Source organism: Desulfuromonas sp. AOP6, assembly GCF_009731355.2.
GTDB lineage: Bacteria > Desulfobacterota > Desulfuromonadia > Desulfuromonadales > SZUA-540 > SZUA-540.
In genome coordinates this window covers 1,096,231-1,120,624 of sequence record NZ_AP022810.1, presented here as the reverse complement: position 1 = coordinate 1,120,624, position 24,394 = coordinate 1,096,231, and the positions used below count along the sequence as shown (strand labels likewise).

Annotated in this window: 20 protein-coding genes and 1 pseudogene; 11 read left to right on the top strand and 10 right to left on the bottom strand. The window is 56.2% G+C overall.

Translation table 11 applies throughout. The features are described 5' to 3' along the window. The first annotated feature begins 4 nt into the window (after positions 1–4). The 4 genes from bamD to AOP6_RS05295 all read left to right on the top strand — a co-directional run bounded on the left by bamD (position 5) and on the right by AOP6_RS05295 (position 4,810). Complete coding sequence (gene bamD / locus AOP6_RS05310) at positions 5–739, top strand: outer membrane protein assembly factor BamD (RefSeq protein WP_155875567.1); 735 nt, start codon at positions 5–7, stop codon at positions 737–739. Between the two features lie 527 nt (positions 740–1,266). Then, positions 1,267–2,853: an acetyl-CoA hydrolase/transferase C-terminal domain-containing protein gene (locus AOP6_RS05305; protein WP_155875566.1), complete on the top strand. Its 1,587-nt coding sequence runs from the start codon at positions 1,267–1,269 to the stop codon at positions 2,851–2,853. A 110-nt stretch (positions 2,854–2,963) separates the two neighbouring features. Next, positions 2,964–3,794 carry a ChbG/HpnK family deacetylase gene (locus tag AOP6_RS05300; RefSeq protein ID WP_155875565.1) on the top strand — a complete coding sequence of 277 codons (831 nt, stop codon included), beginning with the start codon at positions 2,964–2,966 and terminating at the stop codon, positions 3,792–3,794. After that, positions 3,782–4,810, top strand: a complete 1,029-nt coding sequence (locus tag AOP6_RS05295) for a glycosyltransferase (protein WP_213194770.1) — start codon at positions 3,782–3,784, stop codon at positions 4,808–4,810. The genes AOP6_RS05300 and AOP6_RS05295 overlap by 13 nt, the downstream gene beginning before the upstream one ends. Positions 4,811–4,876: 66 nt before the next feature. Here the strand turns inward: AOP6_RS05295 and xerA are convergent, their stop codons facing one another. Next, positions 4,877–5,767 carry a site-specific tyrosine recombinase/integron integrase gene (gene xerA / locus AOP6_RS05290; protein ID WP_155875563.1) on the bottom strand — a complete coding sequence of 297 codons (891 nt, stop codon included), beginning with the start codon at positions 5,765–5,767 and terminating at the stop codon, positions 4,877–4,879. Positions 5,768–5,929: 162 nt separating this feature from the next. On the opposite strand from xerA, the gene AOP6_RS05285 reads away from it, so the two are divergent. After that, complete coding sequence (locus AOP6_RS05285) at positions 5,930–6,766, top strand: alpha/beta fold hydrolase (RefSeq protein ID WP_155875562.1); 837 nt, start codon at positions 5,930–5,932, stop codon at positions 6,764–6,766. A gap of 48 nt (positions 6,767–6,814) precedes the next feature. After that, positions 6,815–7,954: a DUF362 domain-containing protein gene (locus tag AOP6_RS05280; RefSeq protein ID WP_155875561.1), complete on the top strand. Its 1,140-nt coding sequence runs from the start codon at positions 6,815–6,817 to the stop codon at positions 7,952–7,954. Between the two features lie 8 nt (positions 7,955–7,962). Here AOP6_RS05280 and AOP6_RS05275 read toward each other — a convergent pair whose 3' ends face one another. Then, positions 7,963–8,709 carry an acyl-ACP thioesterase domain-containing protein gene (locus AOP6_RS05275; protein ID WP_155875560.1) on the bottom strand — a complete coding sequence of 249 codons (747 nt, stop codon included), beginning with the start codon at positions 8,707–8,709 and terminating at the stop codon, positions 7,963–7,965. Positions 8,710–8,917: 208 nt separating this feature from the next. Here AOP6_RS05275 and AOP6_RS05270 point away from each other — a divergent pair, with 208 nt between their 5' ends. The 5 genes from AOP6_RS05270 to traF all read left to right on the top strand — a co-directional run bounded on the left by AOP6_RS05270 (position 8,918) and on the right by traF (position 14,268). After that, positions 8,918–9,724, top strand: a complete 807-nt coding sequence (locus tag AOP6_RS05270; protein WP_225897362.1) for a rhomboid family intramembrane serine protease — start codon at positions 8,918–8,920, stop codon at positions 9,722–9,724. Between the two features lie 15 nt (positions 9,725–9,739). After that, the gene (gene ybaK / locus AOP6_RS05265; protein ID WP_155875559.1) at positions 9,740–10,225 is read left to right on the top strand and encodes a Cys-tRNA(Pro) deacylase; all 486 of its coding nucleotides are present in this window, start codon (positions 9,740–9,742) and stop codon (positions 10,223–10,225) included. Between the two features lie 31 nt (positions 10,226–10,256). Then, on the top strand, positions 10,257–11,087 hold the full coding sequence (locus AOP6_RS05260; RefSeq protein ID WP_155875558.1) for a Sir2 family NAD-dependent protein deacetylase: 831 nt from the start codon (positions 10,257–10,259) through the stop codon (positions 11,085–11,087). Positions 11,088–11,138: 51 nt separating this feature from the next. After that, entirely contained in the window at positions 11,139–12,557 is a 1,419-nt protein-coding gene (locus AOP6_RS05255) for a nicotinate phosphoribosyltransferase (RefSeq protein WP_155875557.1), read from the top strand. Between the two features lie 202 nt (positions 12,558–12,759). Then, positions 12,760–14,268 carry a conjugal transfer protein TraF gene (traF, locus tag AOP6_RS05250; protein WP_155875556.1) on the top strand — a complete coding sequence of 503 codons (1,509 nt, stop codon included), beginning with the start codon at positions 12,760–12,762 and terminating at the stop codon, positions 14,266–14,268. Positions 14,269–14,341: 73 nt separating this feature from the next. Here the strand turns inward: traF and AOP6_RS05245 are convergent, their stop codons facing one another. The 8 genes and pseudogenes from AOP6_RS05245 to AOP6_RS05210 form a co-directional block, all read right to left on the bottom strand. Beyond that, on the bottom strand, positions 14,342–15,532 hold the full coding sequence (locus tag AOP6_RS05245; protein ID WP_155875555.1) for a Xaa-Pro peptidase family protein: 1,191 nt from the start codon (positions 15,530–15,532) through the stop codon (positions 14,342–14,344). A gap of 93 nt (positions 15,533–15,625) precedes the next feature. After that, positions 15,626–17,290: an AMP-binding protein gene (locus AOP6_RS05240; RefSeq protein ID WP_155875554.1), complete on the bottom strand. Its 1,665-nt coding sequence runs from the start codon at positions 17,288–17,290 to the stop codon at positions 15,626–15,628. A 435-nt stretch (positions 17,291–17,725) separates the two neighbouring features. Then, on the bottom strand, positions 17,726–19,207 hold the full coding sequence (locus tag AOP6_RS05235) for an ammonia-forming cytochrome c nitrite reductase subunit c552 (RefSeq protein WP_155875553.1): 1,482 nt from the start codon (positions 19,205–19,207) through the stop codon (positions 17,726–17,728). Positions 19,208–19,270: 63 nt separating this feature from the next. Next, positions 19,271–19,723 (bottom strand): cytochrome c nitrite reductase small subunit, encoded by a 453-nt coding sequence (gene nrfH, locus AOP6_RS05230; RefSeq protein WP_155875552.1) that lies wholly within the window; start codon positions 19,721–19,723, stop codon positions 19,271–19,273. A 214-nt stretch (positions 19,724–19,937) separates the two neighbouring features. Continuing rightward, positions 19,938–21,299, bottom strand: a complete 1,362-nt coding sequence (locus AOP6_RS05225) for a sigma 54-interacting transcriptional regulator (RefSeq protein ID WP_155875551.1) — start codon at positions 21,297–21,299, stop codon at positions 19,938–19,940. A 434-nt stretch (positions 21,300–21,733) separates the two neighbouring features. Continuing rightward, positions 21,734–22,309, bottom strand: a pseudogene (locus AOP6_RS15390) (ADP-ribosylation factor-like protein); the annotation flags it as partial. A 7-nt stretch (positions 22,310–22,316) separates the two neighbouring features. Further along, positions 22,317–23,303, bottom strand: a complete 987-nt coding sequence (locus AOP6_RS05215; RefSeq protein WP_155875549.1) for a hypothetical protein — start codon at positions 23,301–23,303, stop codon at positions 22,317–22,319. A 28-nt stretch (positions 23,304–23,331) separates the two neighbouring features. Beyond that, the gene (locus tag AOP6_RS05210; RefSeq protein WP_155875548.1) at positions 23,332–24,363 is read right to left on the bottom strand and encodes an SPOR domain-containing protein; all 1,032 of its coding nucleotides are present in this window, start codon (positions 24,361–24,363) and stop codon (positions 23,332–23,334) included. Positions 24,364–24,394 lie beyond the last annotated feature (31 nt).

The following is a 24,394-nucleotide window of genomic DNA, read 5'->3' as shown; positions in this document are numbered from 1 at the left end:
CCTCATGAAACCAACTCTCTGGCTGTCTCTGGCTTTTTTATTGGTCACCGCCTGCGCCCCTACCCCGCCCAAGGAAAAAACGGCTGCTGACTATTTTCAAGAAGCAGAAGTCCTGTTTGAAAGCCGGCGATATCCTGAAGCCATCGAATCCTATGACAAAGTAAGGGAGATCTTCTATTCGCCGGAGATGAATATGCTGGCCGAACTGAAGATCGCCGAGGCTCATTTCCTTTCCAAGCAGTATCTGGAAGCGGCGGTAGCCTACGAGGAGTTCCTCAAGCAACACCCCTCCTATCCCCAGATGGACCAGGTGCTTTATCAATTGGGCATGTCCTATTACAAACAGAAGCTGTCCATCGACAGGGATCAGACCGCGGCTCGAAACGCCCTGGCCACCTTCAATACCCTGTTGGAAGCCTATCCCGATTTTCCGGAAGCATCCGATATCAAGGCCTTACGCCTCGAATGCCTGGATGATCTCGTAGCCCATGAGATCTATGTAGGAGAATTCTACCTGAAGACGGACAAATACGATGCCGCCATCCGTCGCTTGCAGGGGGTTTCCGAGCTCTATCCCGACCATTACTACCAGCGAGACCGCGCCAGCTTTCTTCTGGGTAAAGCACTGCTCGAAGCTGACCGAATCGATGAGGCCAGGGAGGTCTGGGAATCCCTCATCCGACGATTTCCCCAGAGTTCTCACGCAGAAAAGGCCCTGAAAGAATTGAAAAAAATCTGAGCCTTCCGCTTTTTTGCCTTGTCCGGTCATTGGCGGGGGCCATCCTGTTTCCCCGGATAGGCACCGACAGGTGGATACGGCCCTTTCTACATTGGTAATTCCTATTTTACATTTGACCTAAAACCTCCTCATACTGTATACAGTACGAGGAGGTTTTCTCCTGCACCCGGCCCTGATTCAAGCGGCTCCCTTTATCCGGAAAAAACCGCTCCATAACGGCTTTGCACCGGATATCCGCCCCGCGTACCAGAAGTGGGAGCAGGTACGTTTTCCCTTGACTTGCCTTTTTCGGCATATTATAAAAACCCCCATTGTTATAACATAATTTTATTGTTAGAAATTGAGAGCCAATCAGACTGCCCGGCTTCCATGTTCCGCAAATCCCCAAGCGATTGATTTTGTGATTTTTTTGGCAATTAAAAGTTCCTGTACATTTTGTTTCACGCTGTTTTAATCGCAAGTCACTATGCCCCTTCGGAACGCACCAAATGTGGGCGCTACCGAAAAATTACAGAGGAGGAGAGAGAATGTCCGAATTTGGCACACTGGAAAGTCGCGTTCGACGCAAATCGCTGTTGAGCAAGGTCTGCAAGGCTGGAGACACCATTCAGCACTTCAAGGCCGGCCAAAACCTGCTGTGGTCCGGTTTCACTCCGGCCGGTTACCCGAAGGAAGTGCCTATTGCACTGGCCGAACACGTAGAGAAGAACAACCTGCAGGGCAAGATGAAGTTCAACCTCTTCATCGGTGCCTCTGTCGGCGCCGAGACGGAAGACCGCTGGGCGACTCTCGACATGATCGACCGCCGCTGGCCCTATCAGACCGGCAAGAACATTGCTGCAGGCATCAACGCCGGTCGCATCCGCATGGGCGACAAACACCTCGGCCTCTTTGCCCAGGACGCCGGCTACGGTTTCTACACCGAAAACGGCCGCTATGACATCGGCATCGTCGAAGTCTCCGCCATCACTGAAGACTGCGGCCTGGCCCTGACCACCTCCTGCGGTATCGTCGCCGAAGCTCTTCACCTCTGTGACAAGATCATCATCGAAGTCAACACTGGACAGCCCTCTTTTGAAGGCATCCATGACATTTTCATGCAGAACAAGCCGCCCCGCCGGCAACCGTTCCTCATCACCGAAGCCCACACCCGCATGGGCACTCCCTATGTTCCTTGCGATCCTGATAGGATCGTCGCCATTGTCGAGTCCAAGCGGCGCGACAAAGGCCGTGCCTTCGCTGAGATGGATGACACCTCCGAAGCCATTGCCGGGCACATCATGGATTTCTTCTCCCATGAAGTGAAAAGAGGGCGTCTGCCCGAGAACCTGCTGCCTCTGCAGTCTGGTGTCGGTTCCATCGCCAACGCCGTTGTCGGTGGTCTGGCCAAAGGTCCTTTCGGCAACCTGTCGGTCTACACGGAAGTTCTGCAGGACACCATGCTCGACTTCTTTGACTCCGGCAAGCTGAACTATGCCTCCGCCTGCTCCCTGTCTCTGTCGGAAAGCCCCGGCTTTCCCCGTTTCTTTGACAACTGGGACAAATACTTCGGCAAATGCGTTCTGCGGCCCCTGTCCATCTCCAACGCACCAGAGCCGATCCGCCGTCTTGGCGTCATCGCCATGAACACGCCGGTTGAGTTTGACATCTACGCTCACGCCAACTCGACCCTGGTCGGTGGTACCCGCATGATCAACGGTCTTGGCGGTTCCGGCGACTTCCTGCGCAACGGCTTCCTCAAGATTATGCACAGCCCGTCCACCCGTCCGAGCAAAACTGATCCCAACGGGATCACCTGCGTGGTGCCCAAGGCTCCCCACATTGACCACACCGAACACGACCTCGATGTTCTGGTCACCGAGCGGGGTCTGGCCGATCTGCGTGGCCTGGCGCCGAAGGATCGCGCCAAGGTTATCATTGAGAAGTGCGCTCACCCTGAGTACCAGCCGATTCTCACCGATTACTTCGAAATGGCCAAAAAAGAGACCCTGGCCAAAGGAATCGGCCACGAGCCTCAGCTCTTTGATCGCGCCTTCAAGATGCAGCTCAACCTGGCTGAGAATGGCACCATGAAGATCAAGAACTGGGACATCAAAGTGGATCTCTGCGAATAATCTGCAACAATTCTATTGTTTGCCATGCGAGCCCCTTCGGATTTCCGAAGGGGCTTTTTTTCTTAATCTTCCCACTCAATCCAGCACAGTGACTGTGCTATCATGTCGGCATGATTCGGCTGATTATCAATGCAGATGACCTTGGCAGTGGACCTGGCAGAGACAAAGGAATTCTGTCGGCCTTTCGAGCCGGCCTGATCTCCAGTGCCTCCATCCTGGCCAATGGTCCTACTTTTCACAAGGCTGCACAGCTGGCTGTTCGTCACGGCTTGCCAGTAGGCGTTCACCTCAATCTTTCCGAAGGCCGTCCTCTTTCAGGTGTTTTGCCCGGGCTCACAGACGATCAAGGCTTTTTCCCAGGCAAATACCGGCTCAGAACCTTGCTGGACAGACCGCTGCGAAATGCACTTGATGTTTTTGAAGAACTATCCGCCCAGATTGACAGGGTGCTCGAAGCAGGACTCGAGCCAGACCATCTGGATACGCACCAGCACTTCTTTCTCTTTCCCGAGCTGACGGATATGATCATCACCCTCGCCCAGAAGCATAGCATACCGGCCCTTCGCCTGCCTCTGCCGTCGGAAAAGACCGAAAGCCCTCTAACTCCCCTGCTCGCACGAGAAATAGCCTTTTATGGACGACTGGCGCCCCTCGCAGCTGCTAAAATCAAAAACAGCGGCCTTTTTGTTCCAGATGGCCTTTTGGGTATGAGTCTACTGAATGATCTCACGAAAGAATCTCTCTGCCATATCCTCCAGCACGTCCCGGAGGGGACATGGGAGCTTATGGTTCATCCGGGCTATCCCGATACCGAAGGGTCTTTTTCAGGGCCTCAACGCCTCAAAGAGCTCAAAGCGCTGGCCTCCTCCGCAGTCCAGACACTGTTGACGACCAGGCATATCCAGACCACCACTTTCGGAGCTCTTGCATGCGAGTCTTGATTCTCACCCCCCGCCAACCCCAAGAAACCGGTAATGGGGTTACCGCCCGGCGCCACCAGTTGACACTTTCCAACTCGGGAAGCCTGGTCGATATTCTCGAAGTATGCCTTAACGAAGCGGCCGTCATTGATAAATTCGCCCTATCATTCCAGCCTGATCTTTTTCATCTGCTGCATGCCTACCGCTCCGGCAGACCGTTTCTGGACAGCTCTCAAGTCAACAAGTGCCCCTTTGTTGTCACCCTGACCGGTACAGACATTCACGAGGACATCTACCATGCCGAAAAGGGAAAGACGGTCAGGAACGTCCTTTCCCGGGCGGCAGCCATCATTACTCAGAACCGGGTGACGGCAGCCACTTTTCCACAAGATTTCCCCAATTTATCTGACCGCCTCCACTATATTCACCCAGGCATCATCCTGGGGAAGGCGCCGTATGAGTTGCGAAAAAATCACCACATTCCTGAGGACTCCACCCTCTTTCTGCATCCCGCCAGTATCCGGCCGGTCAAACAAAACCTCGAACTACTGCATCTCTTCGACGCCCTGATGAAGACTCGCCAGGATTTTGTGGTGGCATTCTGCGGGCCGGTACTGGATCCCGATTACGGGGCCTTTTTTTTACAGGAGATCCATAAACGACCCTGGGCGCGCTACATCGGCACACTCCCCACGGCCAATATGCCTGCGACCATCGCCTCGGCTGACATCATCCTCAACCACTCACTCAGCGAGGGCATGCCGAACGCTTTGATCGAATCAGTCGTTATCGGTCGGCCCATACTGGCCCGTAACATTCCAGGCAATGCCGCCTTTGTCGATCACGATCAAAACGGCCTGCTTTACCAGGATGCCCCGAGTTTTCTCAAATATGCCAATGCCCTCTGTTCCTCCAGAGAACTCCGGCAGCGCCTCGGCCAGGCCCGCCCGACTCTTTACGACGCCCAGGAAGAGGCCAGACAACTGACGGTCCTCTACCAGCAGGTGCTCGAAAAAAGCAGGAAGCCTGCACGGTAATTACAGAAGGAACCGTTATTGAGGGGAGCCTAAAAAGGGGAGAGGAGAGAAAGCCGACAGGACGTGCTATTTTTTTCGGCTGCGGGGATGGGCCTTGTCGTAAACGGACATGAGATGGTCCACGCTGACCTGGGTGTACTTCTGCGTAGTGGACAGGGAGGCATGACCGAGAAGTTCCTGAATAGCCCGCAGATCAGCGCCACTATCGAGCAGGTGGGTGGCGAAAGAGTGGCGCAGGGCGTGAGGAGTGGCGTCCCGAAGGATACCGGCCTGCAGAAGGTGTTTTTTAAGGTTTCGCTCGATACTGCGGGAGGTAAGTCGCTTGCCAAAACGGTTGAGAAAGAGGGGATCCTGATCCTTGACTTCTACCCTGCTCTCCAGATAGCCCTGAAGTGCTTCCCGTGCTTTGCTGCCAATGGGGACAAGCCGTTCCTTTCTGCCCTTGCCGACAACGCGTACTAGACCTTCAACCAGGTCAACACTCCCCACGTTCAGGGACTCCAACTCCCCCACACGCAAGCCACAGGAATAGAGGGTTTCCAGGATTGCCCGGTCACGCAAGGAGGCCCCACCTCCGTGCTCCATGAGGGCATAGGCCTCGTCAGCAGATAAGGTCCTGGGTAGATACTTCTCAAGGCGCGGCGTCGCCACCATTTCACCAGGATTGACCGAGACAACCCCTTCTCGCTGCAGAAAGCGAAAAAAAGTTCTCAGGGCCGCCAACTTACGGGCGACAGAACTTTTGCGATGGGTTTTGTGCAGAAGCGCCAGATAGCGGCGGAGAACGATCTTACTCACCCCGGCGACCTCCTGGTCAGCTTGCCCGCTATCTTCCGCCTGGCCGGCCATAAAGGTAAAAAAGTCGCTTACGTCCTGAAGGTAGGCCCGCTGGGTGTGAGGCGACACATTCCGCTCCACGGAAAGATGCCGGGAAAAATGTGCGATCAGATCATCCACGGAGAAAGACTCCCTTAAAAAGAGTTAGACTATCGTAACACAGAGGAGCCCTTGCAGCGATCTTTTCTAGGCGAGCCAGCTTTATCCTGTTCAGCGTAAAATCTTTTGTGCGTTGACGCCCCCCCAACAGGATGTCATAATGTGCGCTGATTGGGAGGAGATATGACCTTGTTCTGGTTCGTTTTTTCGATTTATGTTGGCGCCATCGCCCTGATCGTGCTCCTGAGTTATGCCATTGCCCTTTATGAGGCCGCCAGCACCGATCCTCTACTGGTGGAAAACCGTTTTGCGCCCGGCCAGATCTGGCTGGCCCTAAAACTCATGGTGACAGAAACGGTTTTTCTGGCGATTACGGTCACCCTTCACCCTCTCGGCTGGATTCCCATCAAAGAACAGACCCGCCCCGGAAACCACGACACTCCGATCATCCTGCTTCACGGTCTCTTTCACAACAAGGCCTGCTGGTTCTGGATGAAATTTCGCCTGCGGCGCCAAGGGTTTGCCAACCTGATCACCATCAATCTGCCGCCTTGGAAAAATGTGGAGAGTCTGACCGAGCGCGTCGTCACCAAGGTGGATGAACTGCGCGTGAAGGAAGGTTTTGAACGCGTCCATCTTGTCGGACACTCCATGGGAGGCATCATCGCCCGCAACTATGTGCAGATCCGGGGTGGAGCCACCAAAGTGGACCGTTGTATACTTCTGGGAGCCCCCAATCTCGGTTCCAAACTGGCCCCCTTCGCCCTTTCGCAACTGGGGCGCCTGTTGATGCCCGGCTCGGACTTTCTCAAGCGCCTGGCTCAGACCCCACTCCCCGCAGATGTTTCCATGATCTCGATTTTCACCCGACATGACAACATGGTGCTGCCGCCGGTCAACGCCCGCCTTGAAGGGGCCACCAATGAAGAAATCCTGGGTATGGGCCACACTTCGCTTCTCTACCACCCCCGCGCCATCAACACTGTTGTGGATGCACTCACCAGGAAAAAGATGGCCTGAAAAAGATCCAGCCGAGGCCTTCTTCTCACCAACCTGAAGCTTTTACCCATGAAAACAACCGTATCTCTGCAGGCCGTCAACAGCTATGAGCGCCAGGAGGTGGAACGGGGCATTACGACCCTTCTGGCCCCCCTGGGGGGAATTGCCGCCTTCGTCAAACCGGGGCAACGGGTACTCATCAAGCCCAACATGCTCTCAGGCAAGTCTCCGGAAAAAGCCGTGACAACTCACCCGGAAGTGGTGCGGGCCGTCATTGGTCTGGTTTTACAGGCCGGCGGCTCCCCCCTTGTCGGTGATTCCCCCGGCGTTGGAACTCCCCGGCAGGTGGCCAGACGGTGTGGCATTCTGGCCGTGGTGGAAGAGATGGGGGCAGAGTTTGCTCCGTTTACCGACTCCGTGCCCGCTCGCATCGGCAACGGCACCTTTCAGGAGTTGCAGATCGCTCGTGATGTGGTGGAGGCGGATGTCATCATCAATCTGCCCAAGCTCAAAACACACCAGATGATGGGGATGACCGGCGCCGTCAAAAACCTGTTCGGTGCCGTCATCGGCATGCGCAAACCGGGGCTGCACCTGCAGGCTGGCGAGGATAAAGCCCTCTTCGCCAAGATGCTGCTGGAACTGGCGGCGCACATCCGCCCTGCCCTGACCCTGGTGGATGCCATTACCGCCATGGAAGGCGACGGTCCGGGGAGCGGCGATCCCGTTCACCTCGGAATTCTGATGGCGGGAGCGGAACCGCTGGCTGTCGATCGGGTGGCCATGGATCTTCTCGGCCTTACGGAGGTTCAGGTATGGACGCAAAAAGTGGCGGCGGAAAATCATAGCGCCTTTTGCCACCTTGCCGAAATCGACCTATTCGGCCCCCCTCTCGAAGATCTGCGCACGAAGACATTTCGCCCCGCCAAGACGACAGACGTTCATTTCGGGGTCCCGCGCCTCTTGCACCGCCCCCTCAAAAAGGCTCTTTCGGTCCTGCCCTGCCCAGATCACCACACATGTATACGCTGCGGACTTTGCGTGACGCACTGCCCTCCCGCCGCCATGGCCATAAGGAAAGAGAAACTTCACATTGACTACGCAAAGTGCATAGGCTGTTTCTGTTGTCAGGAGCTCTGCCCCTACGGGGCCATCGATACACGCCAAGGCTTTCTTTTGCGCCTGCTCGACTCCTTTTCACGGCGCTAGTCACCTGATCAGGCGAACTGTCGCCACTGGGTGCACAACCGGGTCAACTCACGGCCATCTTCGGCCAGGGTAAGTTGATGGATGAATTCGGGCCCCTCTTCGGTTTCCGTGGCCCCGACACGGGAAAGAATGCGATCACCATAGGTGGCTGACGACCTGAAGGCGACCTCCAGGCGGGATGGCCGATAATGCAGAATGATGTCTTCGGGCACGGATTCCAGGGCCCAGGCGACATAAATGACGTTGTTGACGTGACGGTTGATGTCCAGGTCGGCCATACGAACCCGAAAGGGGACTTCCTTTGCGGCCCGCTCGAGCCGAGGCAGCGAGAGAAACTCATCGTCGACGGCGCGTCGTTCAAGAACAGGGTAGCCGGGGATGGCCTCTTCCAGACGAACCGTCCTGCCCGTTTTGAGACTGACGACCATCCATGAACTTGTGGCCAGCGCCACCATCTGTCCTTTCGAATCGGTCACCTGAAAATCTCTAAGGGCAAAGCGGCCATGTCGTCCCGACGGCCAGGTTTCGACCTGGACTTTTTCTCCCACGGGCGGATAATCAACAATACTGACATGATAGCGGGAGAGAACCCAGGTCAACCCCAGACGAAACAGGCTGGTGACGGACAGCCCCAGCGCACTGGCGTGATCACCGGCCGTATCCTGCAGATAGTTGAGAAGGGTTTGGGCGCGCATGCGCCCAGTCGGGTCGACCTCGTAGGACCGAACCTGGAATTCTTTGGTAAAAGTATTCATAGGCGTTCTCACTTCCAGTCTGGAATAGCGGATGACAAACACCAGACCATCCGGCTTGGGTGATTCGTTACAGAACTGAGCTGTGCCATTATAAAAATCATGAGACAAAAGGCCAGTAAAAACCCAGAATAGTTGAAGGAGGATTGCCCCGGCAGTCGATTTTTGCGATAGTACCCTCCTGAATAATCCCTAGAAAAGGAGCCTTCTTTTGGACTGGAAACAATTTTTTGACCGCCTGGGAATGAACGGAACACGCTGGCAGTGGCGGATCATGCGCTGGGAGCGCCAGATAAAAGGGGTCGCCCAAGGCCAGATACCCGCCTCTGAATTCGTTTCTCTGACCAAGGTGTTGATTGCCACCAACCTTATCCTGTTCAGCCTCATGGCGGTGCATGGCACTCTGCTTGGCCAGGGGATGCGCTCCATCCTTTCACCCTCCACGCAACTGCTGGTGCACTGGGGAGGCCAGTTCTGGCCGCTGGTACTTAACGAAGGGCAATGGTGGCGCTGCCTGACCTACGCCTTTACCCACGGCGGTCTCATCCACCTGGCTTTCAACATGGTCGTTCTCTACCAGATCGGCGGCCTGATCGAAGCTGAAATCGGCCTGGGGCGCACTCTGACGCTCTACACCCTCACCGCCCTGACTGCGACCCTGGCCGGCTATTACTGGCACCCCATGGTACCGGTGGTCGGCGCCTCCGGTTCCCTCTTCGGGCTTATCGGTTTTGCCGTGGTCTACTATCACCGCATGGGCGGTCCGCAGGGTATCCACATACGCAATTTCATGTTTCGCTGGGCCGTTTTCGCCTTCATCTTTGGCCTTGTGGTTGGCGCGGACAACGCCGGACATCTGGGTGGCGCCGCCGGCGGCGCCCTTATCGGCCTCTTTCTGCCGGCGGGGATAAGAGCCCGAAAGACCCTGGCTCCCCTTTTCAATGTCCTGGCCTTGGCCAGCGCCGCTGCCATCGTCGTCAGCCTGGCCCTGCTGGCTGTTTCCATCATCAGCAACTAAGGGACGGAGGTCTTCTTGGCAAAGGACAAACTCCCTGTCACCGCCGCCATCCGCCAGCTGCGCCAGCACAAGGTGCCTTTTACCGGGCATCTCTACGCCTATGAAGAAAAAGGGGGCACGGCAGCTTCTTCCCGGGAACTGGGGGTGCCGGAGCATCAGGTTATCAAAACGCTGATCATGGAGAATGAGAAGGGCTCGCCCCTTGTTGTTCTTATGCATGGCGACCGGCAGGTCTCCACCAAGGAACTGGCCCGCATCCTCGGCGTCAAGACCATCACCCCCTGCCCGCCCGACACCGCCAATCGCCACAGCGGCTATCTCGTTGGCGGCACCTCGCCTCTCGGCACCCGCAGGGCGATGCCGGTCTACATTGAAAAGACCATTCTAGATTTGCCAAAAATCTATCTTAACGGGGGCAAGCGCGGCTTTCTGGTAGAGATTGAGCCCCGCTGGCTTCTTTCCCTGCTGAGCGCCCAGGTCGTCGAGGTAGGCATCAGCTGAACGGAGGTTTCCAGCCAGAAAGGGTTCCGTCATGAATCTTTCCAACGTATATCGCGAAGCGGCCCTGGCCCTGACAGAAGCGGAGGCCCTGGTCATTACGGCCGGCGCCGGCATGGGGGTCGACTCGGGCCTGCCGGACTTCCGCGGCGACCACGGCTTCTGGAAGGCCTACCCCATGTACGCCCAACTCGGAATTAATTTCATAGGCGCCGCCACTCCAACACATTTCGAAAGCGACCCCTGCTTCGGCTGGGGGTTCTACGGCCACCGCACCAATCTCTACCGGGAGACCATTCCCCACCAGGGCTTCCACCTCCTGCAAACCTGGCAAAAACATTACCAGCTTGACACCTTCGTGGTGACCTCCAACGTCGATGGCCAATTTCAGAAAGCAGGCTTTCCAGAGGAACGTGTTGTCGAAGTGCACGGTTCCATCCATCACCTGCAGTGCCTCAAACCCTGCTGCATGACCATCTGGCCCAACCGGGAGACTATCCCCATCGACACGACAACCATGAAGGCAACACATATTCCCCGCTGTCCGCGCTGCGGCGGCGTTGCTCGTCCCAACATCCTCATGTTCGGGGATTATTCCTGGATCAGCGACCGCAGCCATGACCAGGAGGAGCGCTTCGATGCCTTCCTCGGCCGCAACAGGCAACGTCGGCTGTTAGTAATCGAACTGGGAGCCGGCTCGGCGATTCCGACCATCCGCCACCTCAGCGAACGTCTCGGGCAGCGGCCGGGCACGCAGGTGGTTCGCATCAATCCACGGGAGGCGCACATCGGCTCGCCGCATCTTTCGCTGCCGGTGGGCGCCCTGGAGGGTCTGACAGGGATTGCCGCCTGCCTGCCAGCCTGAGGATTCCCATCTGCTATAATGGAAGCGACCTTTATGCAACGAGGAGGCTCCATGCGCTATCCGGCCCTGCTCACCGACCTGTATGAACTGACCATGCTGGCAGGCTATTTCGACGAAGGCATGCACGAAACGCCCGCCACCTTTGATCTCTTTTTTCGTGAGGCCCCCTTCAAGGGGAGTTTCGCCGTCTTTGCCGGTCTGGAACCGGCCCTGGAGTATTTGACCAATCTCCGCTTCACTGAAGACGACCTGACTTATCTGCGCAGCCTGAATATCTTCAAACCGGCCTTTCTGGATTTTCTTAAAAACTTCCGTTTTCGGGGCCAGGTCATCGCACCGCCGGAAGGGACCGTCGTTTTTGCGAACGAGCCCCTGCTGACGGTGGAAGGACGCCTGGCCGAGGCCCAGTTCGTTGAAACGGCCCTGCTCAACATCATCAACTTCCAGACCCTGGTCGCCACCAAAGCGGCCCGCATCACCGTGGCCGCCCAGGACGGCGTCGTTCTTGAGTTCGGCCTGCGGCGCGCCCAAGGCCCGGATGGAGGCCTCAGCGCCGCCCGCGCTGCCTACATCGGCGGCGTTCACAGCACCAGCAACGTCCAGGCAGGACAGATGTTCGGCATCCCCGTCAAGGGGACCCACGCCCACAGCTGGGTCATGGCCTTCCCTGATGAACTGCGCGCTTTTCGGGCTTACGCCGAATGTTTTCCCGACAGTTGCGTCCTGCTGGTCGACACCTACGACACCCTGAAGAGCGGCCTGCCCAACGCCCTGATCGTCGCCAGGGAACTCCGTGAAAAGGGGTACCAGATGCTCGGTGTCCGGCTCGACTCGGGGGATCTGGCCTATCTGAGCAAGGCGGCCCGCCGCATGTTTGACGAGGCCGGCTTTCCCGAACTGAAGATCGTGGCGTCCAACGAGCTCGATGAATATATCATCCGCTCCATCCGTGACGAGGGAGGTCAAATCGACATCTATGGCGTCGGCACCAAACTGGCCACCTGCGCCGGTGAAGGGGGCGGCGCCCTCGGCGGCGTCTACAAGCTGGTGCGCCTGGCCGATCAGCCCAAACTGAAAGTTACCAGCGATATCGCCAAGGCCACCCTTCCCGACCGCAAGCATCTGTGGCGCGCCCTGGACTCGCAGGGCAACTTCCTCATGGACATCATTGCCCGCGAAGAAGAGATCGTAAAGCCGGGACAAGAAGTCTACGATCCCACCAACCCTGCCCGCCGCAAAATCCTCGCGGAAAACGTCACCCTGGAGAATGTGCGCCAGACGGTCATGGACGCGGGACAGAAGTGTTACAATCCGGAGCCCCTGGAGCGCCTCTCCGAGCGTTGTGCCGACCAACTGCGTCGCCTCCCCGAAGGTTCGCTGCGACTATTCAACCCCCATCGCTACAAGGTCTCCATCAGCCCACAGCTTCATGAACTGAGAAACCACCTCATGGAAACTGTCCAGAGCTGACTTTCTGTTGACATTTTCTGTCAAGACACCGTCAGAAAACCGACGCAAACGTTCTGATAATCTATCGGTATCCTGCCCTTTCTCCCATCCTGCCCCCGTCTGTCCTCACCCCCACCTTCAAAAGCATGGGCACATTTAGTGCATAAAGGTGAGAATCTTTCCTTTAACACAGACGAGAGAATTTCACTTCAAGGAGAAATCAATGCAGCCTGCCACACACAGCAACAGACTATTTTCACGTATTCTTCTGGCTTTTGCCACAGTCGCCCTCACCGTCTCGGGCGCTTCGGCCATGGACAGCTTTTTCGTTGGCTCCCGGGCCATGGGCATGGCCGGCGCCAACGTCGCCTCGGTCAATGACACCACAGCCCAATACTACAACCCCGCCGCCTTCGGCTTCTTCGGCAAGCGCGACGGCAACGGTGACCGCATTGCCAGCGACAACAACAATCTGGGCCGCAAGGACTGGGGCATGGACATCGGCGCCGCCGCCGGCTACCGCCTGCACAACCAGTTCGGCAGCTATCTTGACACCCTCGCCGACATCGATTATGACCTGCTCAGCGCCAACGGTATTCAGAGCGAATCGGACCTGGTCGACCTCATCAACCTGGTCAGCAGCCTCTCCGGCCTTGATCAGCCCGGCAACGCTATCACCGCCGACGTTAACGGCGGCCTCGGCGTGCGCGTCGGCAGTTTCGGCATGGGCGTGCGCACCTATGCGCAGGCGTCAGGACAGGTACTGGATGTGGATCAGACTAATCTGGGGCTGACCACTACAGACCTCAACGGTGACATCGAAGGCGTGCTCATGTCTTCTAGCTACACTCCAGACGGGCAATACACCGTACTGACTGCGCAGCAAGTTGTCGAGTTACAAACTGTCTACTCTGACGAAGCTATCGATCGCTTTGACTTTATCCTGGCACAAGAGAACATTGATCCCGCCTTGGTACAAGACGTTGTAGAACAGCTTGGCAGCGTGGCAACAGCAAGTGGTTCCCTCGAAGACAACACCACCACCGTACGACTGCAGGGCTTCGGCGTTATAGAAGTGCCTCTGAGCTACGGCTACGCCCTCAACGACCACTGGTCCATCGGCGGCAACCTCAAGTTCATGAAGGGGCGCGTCTACGGCACCCAGGTGCTGGTCTTCGACAACGATTCCGGCGACATTCTGGCGGAAACGGACGAGAACTATCAGGAGAGCAATACCTTCGGCGTCGACCTCGGCATCATGGGGCGCTACCGTTACTTCAACCTTGGCCTGGTGGGGCGCAACCTGAACTCCCCCACGTTTGACGGCCTGACGGTGGTCAATCCCGACACAGGCGCGACCAGCCACTTTGCCGATGTAAAACTGGACCCTCAGGTGACTGCCGGCGTGGCCTTTATCCCCTTCGAAACCCTGACCCTGGAAGTCGACCTCGATCTGACCGAGAATGAAACTACTCTGACCGGTTACAAAACACAGAACATTTCTGCCGGTCTCGAATGGGACGCCTTCCGCGTTCTTGCCCTGCGCGCCGGGGTCTATAAAAATCTCGCCGAGAGCGACATCGGGGTGGTCTACACCGCCGGACTTGGCCTCAACCTGTGGGCTGCCCGCCTCGACATCGCCGGAGCCTTTGCCGGTGACTCGGAAGAGTTTGATGGCGAAGACGTGCCCAAGGAAACCCGGGTCGCCGCCCAGCTCAGCATCGACTTTTAAACAGCCCGTCCAGAAACGCAAAAAGCCCCTGTCCAATGGCAGGGGCTTTTTGCGTTTCTGAGGCAAGCAGGGGCTACAGGATGACCAGGCTTTCATCGGAAAAGGTCAGATGCTTGAGGCCATCGGCCCCGACCCAGAAGGTGTTTTCAATTCCCACCGCGCCGAGTCCCGGGAAAACGGCCTTGGGCTCAAAGGCGAAAGTCATGAACTCTTCCAGCTTTTGATCCTTGAAACCCCGGGCGATGAAGGGATATTCGTCCACTTCGACGCCGATGCCGTGACCGATGAAGGAGACCTGGGCTCCCGAAGAGCCCATGAAATGATCCTTGTACCCCATCTCACAGGCGAGGGCGTAGCACTCATCGTAGATTTCACCCCAGACGGCTCCCGGACGCGCAATCTGCTTGAGTCGGAGCTGAATGGCCATCATGTCGTCGTAGGCCTTCATCAGTTCGTCGGGCAGCCCACCAATGCACAGCATGCGGGTCTGGTCTACCAGGTAGCCGTCGAAGGCTCCGGCAAAATCCACGGTAATCGGCTCATGGCGCTCAATACGTTTGTAACTGGCGCCCTGCCCGACGGAAGGATTGACCCCGATACCGCCAAGGGGGGCATCGAGATAGGCCGGTGCGGCGCTGTCGGCTCCCGAGAAGATGTGACCGAAAAAAAGCTCCGAGTTGAAGCCCCGCATGCGGGTGATACCCTGGTGCCCCAGCTTGCGGGCGGTAAATTCCAGCTCAGCCGCCAGTTCAAGATCGGTCATCCCTACCCGGATCACCTCTTTGGCGCGCTGGTAGACCCTGTCCACCATCAGGGCCGCATCTTTCATGATCTCAATCTCGTATTTCGATTTGACGGCGCGAACGGTGCGGATCAGCGGCGTACCGTCCACCACGGCACAATCCCCCAGGATCTTCTGCATCCGCTGAAAATGGACCACTGGCAGCACGTCGAGTTCCATTCCCACCTTTTTAGGCAGAGGATAGTCGAAATCGCTGAGCAGGCCCGGCAGGTCTTTCGGACTCTTGAGGGGATGGACTTCTTTCAGGCCGCACTCCATGCGGGCCCGGGTGTAGTCCTTGCGCACCAGGTAGAGGGCCTCGCCCGAAACGGGGACGTAGAGAAGGCCCTGCTGGATAGAACCGGTGAAGTAAAAAAGATCGGCGTTCTGCATCATGAGCACGCCATCGAGGCCATCGGCCTGCATGAGAGCTTGCAGAGACTGGACGCGACGAATGAGTTCGGTAGCGGGAGTGATACGCATGGTTTTTCTCCTCAAAAAAGAAGGGGCACAGCGCCGGCGATCGGGTCTGCCTGTGCGCCTGCCCCCTATCATGCTTCAGTATACAGATGCAGGTCAGGCCGTTTCCACAGAAGCGGCGTCCTCCAGGTGGAGTTCCTTGATAGCCATTTCACGCAGCTTGAACTTCTGAATTTTGCCGCTGGCGGTCATGGGATACTCATCAACAAACTTGATATAGACGGGAATTTTGTAGTTGGCGATACGCCCCCGACAAAAATCCTTGATTTCTTCCTCGGAGCAGCGGGCGCCCTCCTTCAGTTTGATGGCGGCCATGACCTGCTCACCGTATTTGCGGTCAGGAACCCCATAAACCTGGACATCGGCAATCTTAGAGTGGGAATAAAGGAATTCCTCAATTTCTCGCGGATAGATATTTTCACCGCCGCGAATAATCATCTGCTTGATGCGCCCGGTGATTTTACAATAGCCGTTTTCATCCATAACAGCCAGATCGCCCGTGTGCAGCCAGCCTTCAGGATCGATGGCCTTGGCTGTCTCTTCCGGCATTTTATAGTAGCCTTTCATAACATGGTAGCCACGGGTGCAAAGCTCGCCCTGCTTCCCCGGCGGCAGGCTCTCACCTGTTTCAATGTCGGCGATCTTGACCTCGACGTTAGGCATGGCCCTCCCGACCGTAGCCACCCGCAGCTCAATGGGATCATCCGTCCGGGTCATGGTGATGCCGGGCGAGGACTCGGTCTGCCCGTAAGTGATGGTAATTTCACTGGCATGCATGTCGCGCATGACCCGCTTCATCACCTCAATGGGGCAGGGAGAGCCGGCCATGATGCCTGTGCGCAGGGACGTCAGATCATATTTGTGGAAAGCCGGATGATCCAGTTCAGCGATAAACATGGTCGGGACCCCGTGTACAGCCGTGCACCTTTCCGCCTCAATGGCCTTAAGGACCGCCTCAGGGTTGAATGACTCCACGGGCACCATGGTCGCGCCATGGGTCACACTGGCCAGCACAGCCAGAACGCAGCCGAAACAATGGAAAAAGGGTACCGGAACGCAAAGACGATCCTTATCGGTGAATTTCATACATTCTCCGATATAAAAACCGTTATTGACCAGGTTATGATGGGTGAGCATGACCCCCTTGGGAAAGCCGGTGGTACCGGAGGTGTACTGCATGTTGATGACATCGTGCTCATCCAGGGTCGCGCTTATGGCGGCCAGATCGGCATCGCTCATCGCTTCACCCAACTTTTCCAGATCGCGGAAGTTCATCATGCCGGCCGGGGTCGAATCGCCTATAAAAATAACGTTCTTGAGATGTGGCAGCTTTTCGACATGGAGAGACCCTGGTGATGTTCCCTCCAGTTCGGGGATAACCCTGTACGTCGTCTCCACATAATCGGTGTCCTTAAAGCCCTGCATAAGAAACAGGGTGGTGGAATCGGACTGATTGAGGACGTATTCGAGTTCCGCCGACTTGTAGCTCGTGTTTACCGTGACCAGAACGGCGCCAATTTTGGCGGTGGCGAATTGCAGTACCACCCATTCGGGGACATTGGTGGCCCAGATCGAGATGTGGTCGCCCTTGCGGACACCCAACTGATAAAGTCCCTTGGCCACCCTGTTACACAAGGCATTAAACTCCTGATAGGAAAGGCGCAGTCCCCGATCAGGATAAACGAGAGCATCGTTCTTTGGAAAACGCCGGGTCGTATCCTCAAGCAAGTCCCCAACGGTAAAGTGCAGCAAATCATTCATGGATAAAATCCTCCCCTTCATTTTCACCAAAAAGATTTTCAGCCTCATCAAACTTAAGTTTGACGCTGATAACTAGTCGTTTTTAAAACGATTTTTGATACCATAGCCTATAGGGTTTCGTCAAACCAAAAAAGCTTCAGAGGCTGAAACGGGGGGGCAGGAGCGTGTAAAAACTGTCTTAGCAAAAACATCTCAATATTATGATTTTTCGATGTTTTTGCTTGCCAGGGCGGCTCGATGGGTCTGTTTTTTTTCTAGGCAGAATGCTAATCCCCTCTGCCCATCAACGAGTTAGCCAATTTTATTGGCGTTTTCCACAGTGCTATCCACAGATTCTTGTGTATACAATTTATTGCCACAATGCCATGAAAAACTGTTAATTCAAGTAGATAGAAAAGGGCGGGGCCGAGGGCCCCACCCTTTTTACATGTAAAATCAGATCTGCTTGCCCGTCAGTTTTTCCTGGTTCCCAAAGGGATCTTCCACCACCTGCTCAGGCCGGAAAGGCACTTTATTCTTGCCCCGATCATGAAGATATTTTTCCAATTCCAGATCGATATTGGCGGGCAGGCTCACGCCGGCCTGGGCCAAGGCCTGCCTTAGCAGCCCCTCGGCTTTGCCGGCAAAGGCAACGGCGTCACTGAGAACACGAGCTGCTTCCGGCGGGTTGTGGAAGCCCATGGAGTTTTCGGCACCGATAAAGAGACTGCGGAAAAAGGCATCGATGTAATGATGCTTGGCCTGGTCATACAGAGACTGGTCGATCTTCTTGCCCTCGGCCTGGGCTTTGTGAGTGAGTTCAAAAAGCTTGGCGACCGTGGCTGTAGCGTAACCGGACCGAATCTGCATGGAGACAGTGCGATCCTGAATGGCGTAGACGCGCTGGCGCAGCCAATCGGCACCCTCGGCATGGCACTGCTGACAGGCCTTCAGGTTGGCCTTGAGGGGGCTGGCGACGCGGTGGTCGGAGACCTTGGCAGAACCGACCTTGGTATAGGGCATATGACAGTCCGTACAGGAGGCGCCCGCCATCCAGTGCACGCTGTCATTGGAGAAGAGCTCGAACTCGGGGTGGCGGATGAACGGAAGGAAGAATCCGGTAACGCTCTGCTTCCACTCGGCAATGGTCGGATCCTTGCGGAACTGGGCAATGATGTTTTCAATGGTGATCTTGCCCAACTGACTTTCCTGCCAGGGGAAATAGATACCGACCGATTTCTTGTTTTCGTCCTTAACGATATTGTAGGTCACGTGACATTGGGCGCAGACCAGGGTACGCATCTGCTGATGGCTCAATTTGCCTTCGTCAGTTCCCAGCGCTTCAAGCCCTTTGCCCAGGGTGAATTCACGGGAAAGGGTTAAAGACATATCCTTGGGATCGTGGCAATCAATACAGGCGACTCCCAATTCATGATGCTTTTCAGGAATTTCGTTTAGAACATCCATGAAGGGGTTTTTGTAGTAGTTGACGCCCATCTCTTTTTCGAGCTTGGGCGCATAGGGTGTCTTACAGGTCAGACAGACGCCACCGGCGCCGATGCGGGAGGAATCGATTTCCAACTGGTCACGAACCATGTAAGCATGACCGCGCGCTTCATTGTACTCGACACCGAACCCCCAACCATTGAACAGCAGAGCCAGATAAGGATAGGCCGAGAGTTTGTCATAGGTTACCCGGTCGGCATCAAAGCCAGGGCGATATTTGCTCATGCCGGCGGGCAGAGGTTCTGCGGTTTTTTTCCACAAGTCATAATGAACGGGATAGGCTTTGCCCCAGACTTCCGGATCAATCTCGCCGGCCGGAATTTCAACCGGACGCACCATTTCCGCCTTTTCCGGCTGACAGCCGGTGAGCAGCAAAAAAGCTGCAGATACAGTCAGCAGCACTGTGAAAATTTGTTTGAACACCTCTTTCATAACGCCTCCTGAAATCTTCCTATTGGTTTTTATAAGGTTCCTATGGCAGTGCAAGGTCAGGTGTTAGAGTGTTTCGATGGCTCCACTGAGACGATGCTGGGTTCCCCGGTGGCAGCTCCAGCACTTTGCCTCGGTTGAGATCATGGCGACAGTGCCGCTGTGGCAGCGGATGCAGTTGGCCTGCAGAACCTCGCCACCGTGTTCGGTCAAAACGATACGCTCGGAAACACGACCGCTGTAAAAAAACCAGGCGTCCTTGAGGCCATCAATAGACTTCCAGACATAATGCGCGACCTTGTTCTGGTTGGGCAGGTGGCAATCCACACATTGAAGTTTGCGGTGCGCCCCGGTATAAGACCAGGCCTGGTATTCTGCTTCCATGACATGGCAGCTGGCGCAGAAACCGGGTTCACTGCTCTTGGCCAGCACCCCGGGGGGGCCGAACAGCACAAAAGCGCCAATCGCTGCCGCAACTACCAATAAAACGAGTAAAACAATAATGTTCTTTTTCGCCATTCTTGCTCACCCCCTCTCCTGAGCCTTCTGGTACAAGGCGACCGTTGGACGTTTCTTAGTCAGTTCTACCAGATTTGTGCCAAGTCGCAATGTTTGGGCAAAACAATAGAAACAACAAGGGGGAACGCTATTTAAAGCATTCCCCCTTCTGCTTAAAAGCACTCTCCGGCGTTACATCCGCGTAACATCCCCAACCAACAGCGTTACCCTATGGTTACGTGTCCAAAATCCCATACCGCTGCATTTTTTCCCACAGGCATTTGCGAGAAATCCCGAGTGCATCAGCCGTCTGCATTTTGCGCCCCCGATGGGTTTCAAGTGTTCGCACGATGAAGGCCCTTTCAAAATTTCCCAAGGCGTCCTTCAGGGCCTGGTCGCTGTCGAAAAGGGTATTGCAGTCAATGCGCCCTGCCGATTGCAGGTCAGGTGGCAGGTCCGCCACGGTCAACGTACCCGTCCGATTCAAGGCGACCGCCCTTTCAAGAGCATGTTTAAGCTGTCGAACATTGCCGGGAAGCGCATGCCCAATGAGAAAGGTGTGCAGTTCATCAGATAAGGCCGGCACCGGCTTGCCCATCTGACGAGCCAGCTGCTGCACGAAGAGTTCCGTCAGTGGAAGAATATCCTCAGGGCGATCGCGCAGGGGCGGCACTTCCATGGTGATGACGTTGAGACGATAGTAAAGATCTTCGCGAAAACGGCCGTCCTGAACCTCCTGCGCGAGATTGCGATTGGTCGCCGCCACGATGCGCACATTCACCTGGATTTCCCGGTCGCTCCCCAAAGGCTGCACGGCTCGGGACTGAATCGCCCTGAGCATTTTGGCCTGTGCCGCCAAGGGAAGCTCGCCAATCTCATCCAGAAAGAGAGTCCCGCCGTCAGCCTGGACGAATTTCCCCTTGGCGTGGTCAACGGCGCCGGTAAAGGCGCCGCGCTGATGGCCGAAGAGTTCCGATTCGATGAGGTTTTCGGGCAAGGCCGCGCAATTGACCCGTACCAGAGGACGCTGGAGACGGGGGCTGAGCCGGTGAAGCAAATCGACGATGCGCTCCTTGCCCGTACCGCTCTCACCTACAATGAGAACGGTCGAGTCGATGCCAGCGACCGCCTGCACCATCTCCACCACCTGCTGCATCGCCCGGCTCTGTGCCACGAGAGGACCTTCACTGCCGGCATCAAGCAGCGAATGCCTGAGCTGGAGGTTCTGCTCCGCCAGCAGCTTGCTCTCCGTGACGTCACGGCTGATCAGAAGGGTGCCGACATAATCTCCCTGGGAATCCAGGATGGCGGAATAAGAATTGTCGAAAAACCGGTTTTTAACCTGAATGCTGCGATTGACCGCTGCATAATGGCCACTTTTCAGGTTGGCAATCAGTTCACGAATGCGATGGTGCATAGTGACGGGATGGATCGACAGGATTGATTTACCGACAATGCGATCGGCACGCACACCACGGATACGCTCGGCGGCAGGGTTACAGACACGAATAGTATCTTCCCCATCGAGGAATATGACCCCCTCCGCCATATGGGCTACAATCCGTTCAAAAATATCCGGCGAAAACCCCGTATTCATACCAACCCCTGGTCTTTCTTTTTTGGCGGAACCTTTCAAACACAGCAGCAAAAAGCCTGACCCAAGGGTCAGGCGGCTGTCGGAGAACGGGTGCCCCTTGGGCGTCAGATACGGCCCCCTAGATCGACTTTTTCAACACGCGCATTCAAAGTGCCATCTTCAAGATCAATCTTTAGCTCCACGAGAATTTCCTTCACCTGTTCCTGGTATTTCACCGTGACGGGAAGGACTATCCGGTTCCCGCCTCCACGGGCACGGCCCACACCAACGACAGTAACAGCGGGAGGCAAGGCCACTTCAGGCGATGGCACCGCTGGTTGCGCCGGGGCCGCAGGGGCCGCCGCAAACCGGTCCGAGTCTTTTCGCAAAGCGCGATAGGAAGCCCCCATGTTGCGCTCTTCCGACCGTTCTCCCTCCGGAGGACGATGGGCATTTCGCAGACGGTGGAGAACCATCTTGGAGATCGTGGTCATCGTCTGCAGGACACCTCGCCCATTGAGGGCGCTGGCAGTAAAAGACGGTACCTTGTCCCGATTAAGAAGGCGGTCCATCTCCTCGACCGGCAGGGCATCGGGCAAATCCCGCTTGTTGTACTGGATGATGTAGGGAATATCCTCCAGGCGCCGGCCGTATTCAGCAATATTGTCACGCAGGTTCTGCAAACTTTCCAGATTGGCTTTCATCATCTCCGGCTGCGAATCGGCGACAAAAACAAGGCCATCTACCCCTTTGAGGACCATCTTGCGGGTGCCGTTATAATACACCTGCCCGGGCACGGTATAGAGATGGAAATGGGTCCTGAGCCCCTTGATCTCACCCAGCTCCACGGGAAGAAAATCGAAGAAGAGAGTCCTGTCCTTCTGCGTTGCCAAGCTAAGAAGCTTGCCGCGGTTTTCGGGTTTAAGCTTATCGTGAATATATTTTATATTGGTGGTCTTACCGCACAACGCCGGGCCATAATAGACGATTTTAGCGTTTATTTCCCGCTTGGACTGGTTAAAAAGGGCCATGGCTTTCCTATTTCTTTTGAGCTTTGGCGATGAGCATCCGCCTCGCGTTATTGACGATAACCGCGGAGACCCCACGGCTTCCGGCCAGATTCTTGATATCCTTCTCCGTCAGCACATTCATGTAGCGCAACGCTGTGGGCAGTGGGGTACGCGGATGTTCCACCAGGGCTTTTTTAATTTCGTAAAGCTTGACCCACTCCCGGTTCAGCGTGATGATCCGGATAAGCTCGTCACTGGAACTCTTGTTTTTGGCGATAGCCAGCACTTCACCATCGGTGATGCGTGGATTTTTCAGAACAGCCGCGGAAACCAGCTTGTTGGCGTCTTTGATAAATATCCCGCGCCATTCCTTGTCACCGGTAAGAGCCATCTTGATCTTTGCAGATACCCCCATCTCCAGGGCTTTCTGATATTTGGAGAGGGCGCCATCGGCCTCGGCATTCTCTTCGGCGACAGCTTCCCCTTCGCTGGAAGATTCGGGAGAAACATCTTCGCCGTGGATTTCCGGCCCCCCTTCAAGCACCGCTGTCGCCCGCGGGTTGGCCTGCAGCGCCTCAAGAACCTCAGGGGCCGCGGCCAGGAGATCCTGGCGATGGGCCAGGAGAGAAAGGAGGCGGGGGCTCCCATGCCGGGCCATGTGCAGCAGGGTGGCCGGCAGAAGGTTGTCGCAATCGAGCAACACCGCCATGGCGTCTTCCTCGTCAAGACGAAGCCGTGCCACCTGGTCGAGAAACCTGGGATGCCGCTCGGGAGCCTTAAGCATCGCTATCAACCTGGAGACAGGGAGAGCGCGCAGCGTGGCTATGGCGGCCTCGCGGATCTCCCCATCACGGCCGTGCGCCAGAAAAAAGAGGAGGTCCGCTTCGTCCCGGACACCTAGGTTGAGAACTCCCCGGGCAGCCTGCAACTGCTCACTCCGGGGAGCTCCATTTTGAACAAGACGGGCAACCTCAGGCGAGACCTTGAGACGCACGGATTGCTTTTTATCGGTCATTGATATCGCAAAATCCGGAAATCGCCCCTTATCGGGCGATGGGAGTAATCATGGTTTCAAGGCCGGCTTTCTGGGCTGCCTTGGCCGCTTCCTGCGCCTTAGCCTTGTCGGAGAATTCGCCAAAACTGATCAGCATCATTTTCAGATCGACAGGACTGCGCTCCTCGTCGACATGAAGTCCCTTTTCTTTCAGCGAGGCCGTGAAGCGCTCAGCGAGCTTTTTGTCCTGAAAGGAAGCAGCATAAATCACCATCAATTCCCCCTTCTGCACCGCAAAGGCATCGGGGGCGAGGGGAAGGATCTCCTGCAGTTTCTGCCGGCCCTCGGCAGGGTAAAAAGCCCCAAGGCGAAGACGGATGACATCTACTTGCCGCTGAACAGCCTTGACCTGGGGTTCGTATCCCAGATCCTGCACCATCTTCTTGGCCCTCTCCAGACTGGAGTTGCGGGTATAGGCTCCCGCCTGAATGGTATAGCGGGCGTCGGAAGCCGAGGTCACTACGGGGGTAACCGCAGCTGAGTGGGGAGAGGCTTTTTCGCTCTTTTCCGGCGTCACTTCGGCAGTTTTGGCCACCGGGGCAGCAGGTTTCTCAAGCGGCTCGACAGGAGCCACTTGGGGCACAGGCGCTTCTTTGGCCGGCACCGGCTTGGCAGTCTTGCCGGCAGCCTCCACCTTGCCCGCATCGGCAGCGGCCACCTTCGACTCGTCTGCTACTGGCGCGGCGCTCTGCTTTTCCGACGCTTCGGGCTTTTCCGTGACGGCCTTGTCCGGCTTGGCTTTGGGTTCAGCCGGACGGGCTGGAACCGCGATCGGTTGTTTTTTGACGACCTTGGCCGTCACAGGCGGTGCGCTCGCGGGCAGCATAAAGAAATAATAATAGGCACCGGCTCCTATCGCCACCAGCAGCAGGAGTAAGACCAGCATGGGGGTCGAGCTTTTCTTCTTAGCCATTACCTCAGTATCTTCCGGCAAGGGCTCGTCAAAATCGAAGCCACCTTCGTCCATGTCCGTCCCTATTTCGGATTCTTCATTAAAGTCGAAGTCGTTCTTGTCTGTCATGGGAAAACCAATCTCCTTTATAAAGTTAATG

Bases quoted from the DNA above. Each gene is read 5' to 3' on its own strand.
- AOP6_RS05275 (WP_155875560.1), bottom strand. From the start codon at position 8,709: ATGAATACTTTTACCAAAGAATTCCAGGTTCGGTCCTACGAGGTCGAC.
- AOP6_RS05305 (WP_155875566.1), top strand. From the start codon at position 1,267: ATGTCCGAATTTGGCACACTGGAAAGTCGCGTTCGACGCAAATCGCTG.
- AOP6_RS05210 (WP_155875548.1), bottom strand. From the start codon at position 24,363: ATGACAGACAAGAACGACTTCGACTTTAATGAAGAATCCGAAATAGGG.
- AOP6_RS05255 (WP_155875557.1), top strand. From the start codon at position 11,139: ATGCGCTATCCGGCCCTGCTCACCGACCTGTATGAACTGACCATGCTG.
- AOP6_RS05300 (WP_155875565.1), top strand. From the start codon at position 2,964: ATGATTCGGCTGATTATCAATGCAGATGACCTTGGCAGTGGACCTGGC.
- AOP6_RS05260 (WP_155875558.1), top strand. From the start codon at position 10,257: ATGAATCTTTCCAACGTATATCGCGAAGCGGCCCTGGCCCTGACAGAA.
- AOP6_RS05245 (WP_155875555.1), bottom strand. From the start codon at position 15,532: ATGCGTATCACTCCCGCTACCGAACTCATTCGTCGCGTCCAGTCTCTG.
- AOP6_RS05240 (WP_155875554.1), bottom strand. From the start codon at position 17,290: ATGAATGATTTGCTGCACTTTACCGTTGGGGACTTGCTTGAGGATACG.
- nrfH (WP_155875552.1), bottom strand. From the start codon at position 19,723: ATGGCGAAAAAGAACATTATTGTTTTACTCGTTTTATTGGTAGTTGCG.
- AOP6_RS05295 (WP_213194770.1), top strand. From the start codon at position 3,782: ATGCGAGTCTTGATTCTCACCCCCCGCCAACCCCAAGAAACCGGTAAT.
- bamD (WP_155875567.1), top strand. From the start codon at position 5: ATGAAACCAACTCTCTGGCTGTCTCTGGCTTTTTTATTGGTCACCGCC.
- AOP6_RS05225 (WP_155875551.1), bottom strand. From the start codon at position 21,299: ATGAATACGGGGTTTTCGCCGGATATTTTTGAACGGATTGTAGCCCAT.
- AOP6_RS05215 (WP_155875549.1), bottom strand. From the start codon at position 23,303: ATGACCGATAAAAAGCAATCCGTGCGTCTCAAGGTCTCGCCTGAGGTT.
- AOP6_RS05280 (WP_155875561.1), top strand. From the start codon at position 6,815: ATGAAAACAACCGTATCTCTGCAGGCCGTCAACAGCTATGAGCGCCAG.
- AOP6_RS05235 (WP_155875553.1), bottom strand. From the start codon at position 19,207: ATGAAAGAGGTGTTCAAACAAATTTTCACAGTGCTGCTGACTGTATCT.
- traF (WP_155875556.1), top strand. From the start codon at position 12,760: ATGCAGCCTGCCACACACAGCAACAGACTATTTTCACGTATTCTTCTG.
- AOP6_RS05285 (WP_155875562.1), top strand. From the start codon at position 5,930: ATGACCTTGTTCTGGTTCGTTTTTTCGATTTATGTTGGCGCCATCGCC.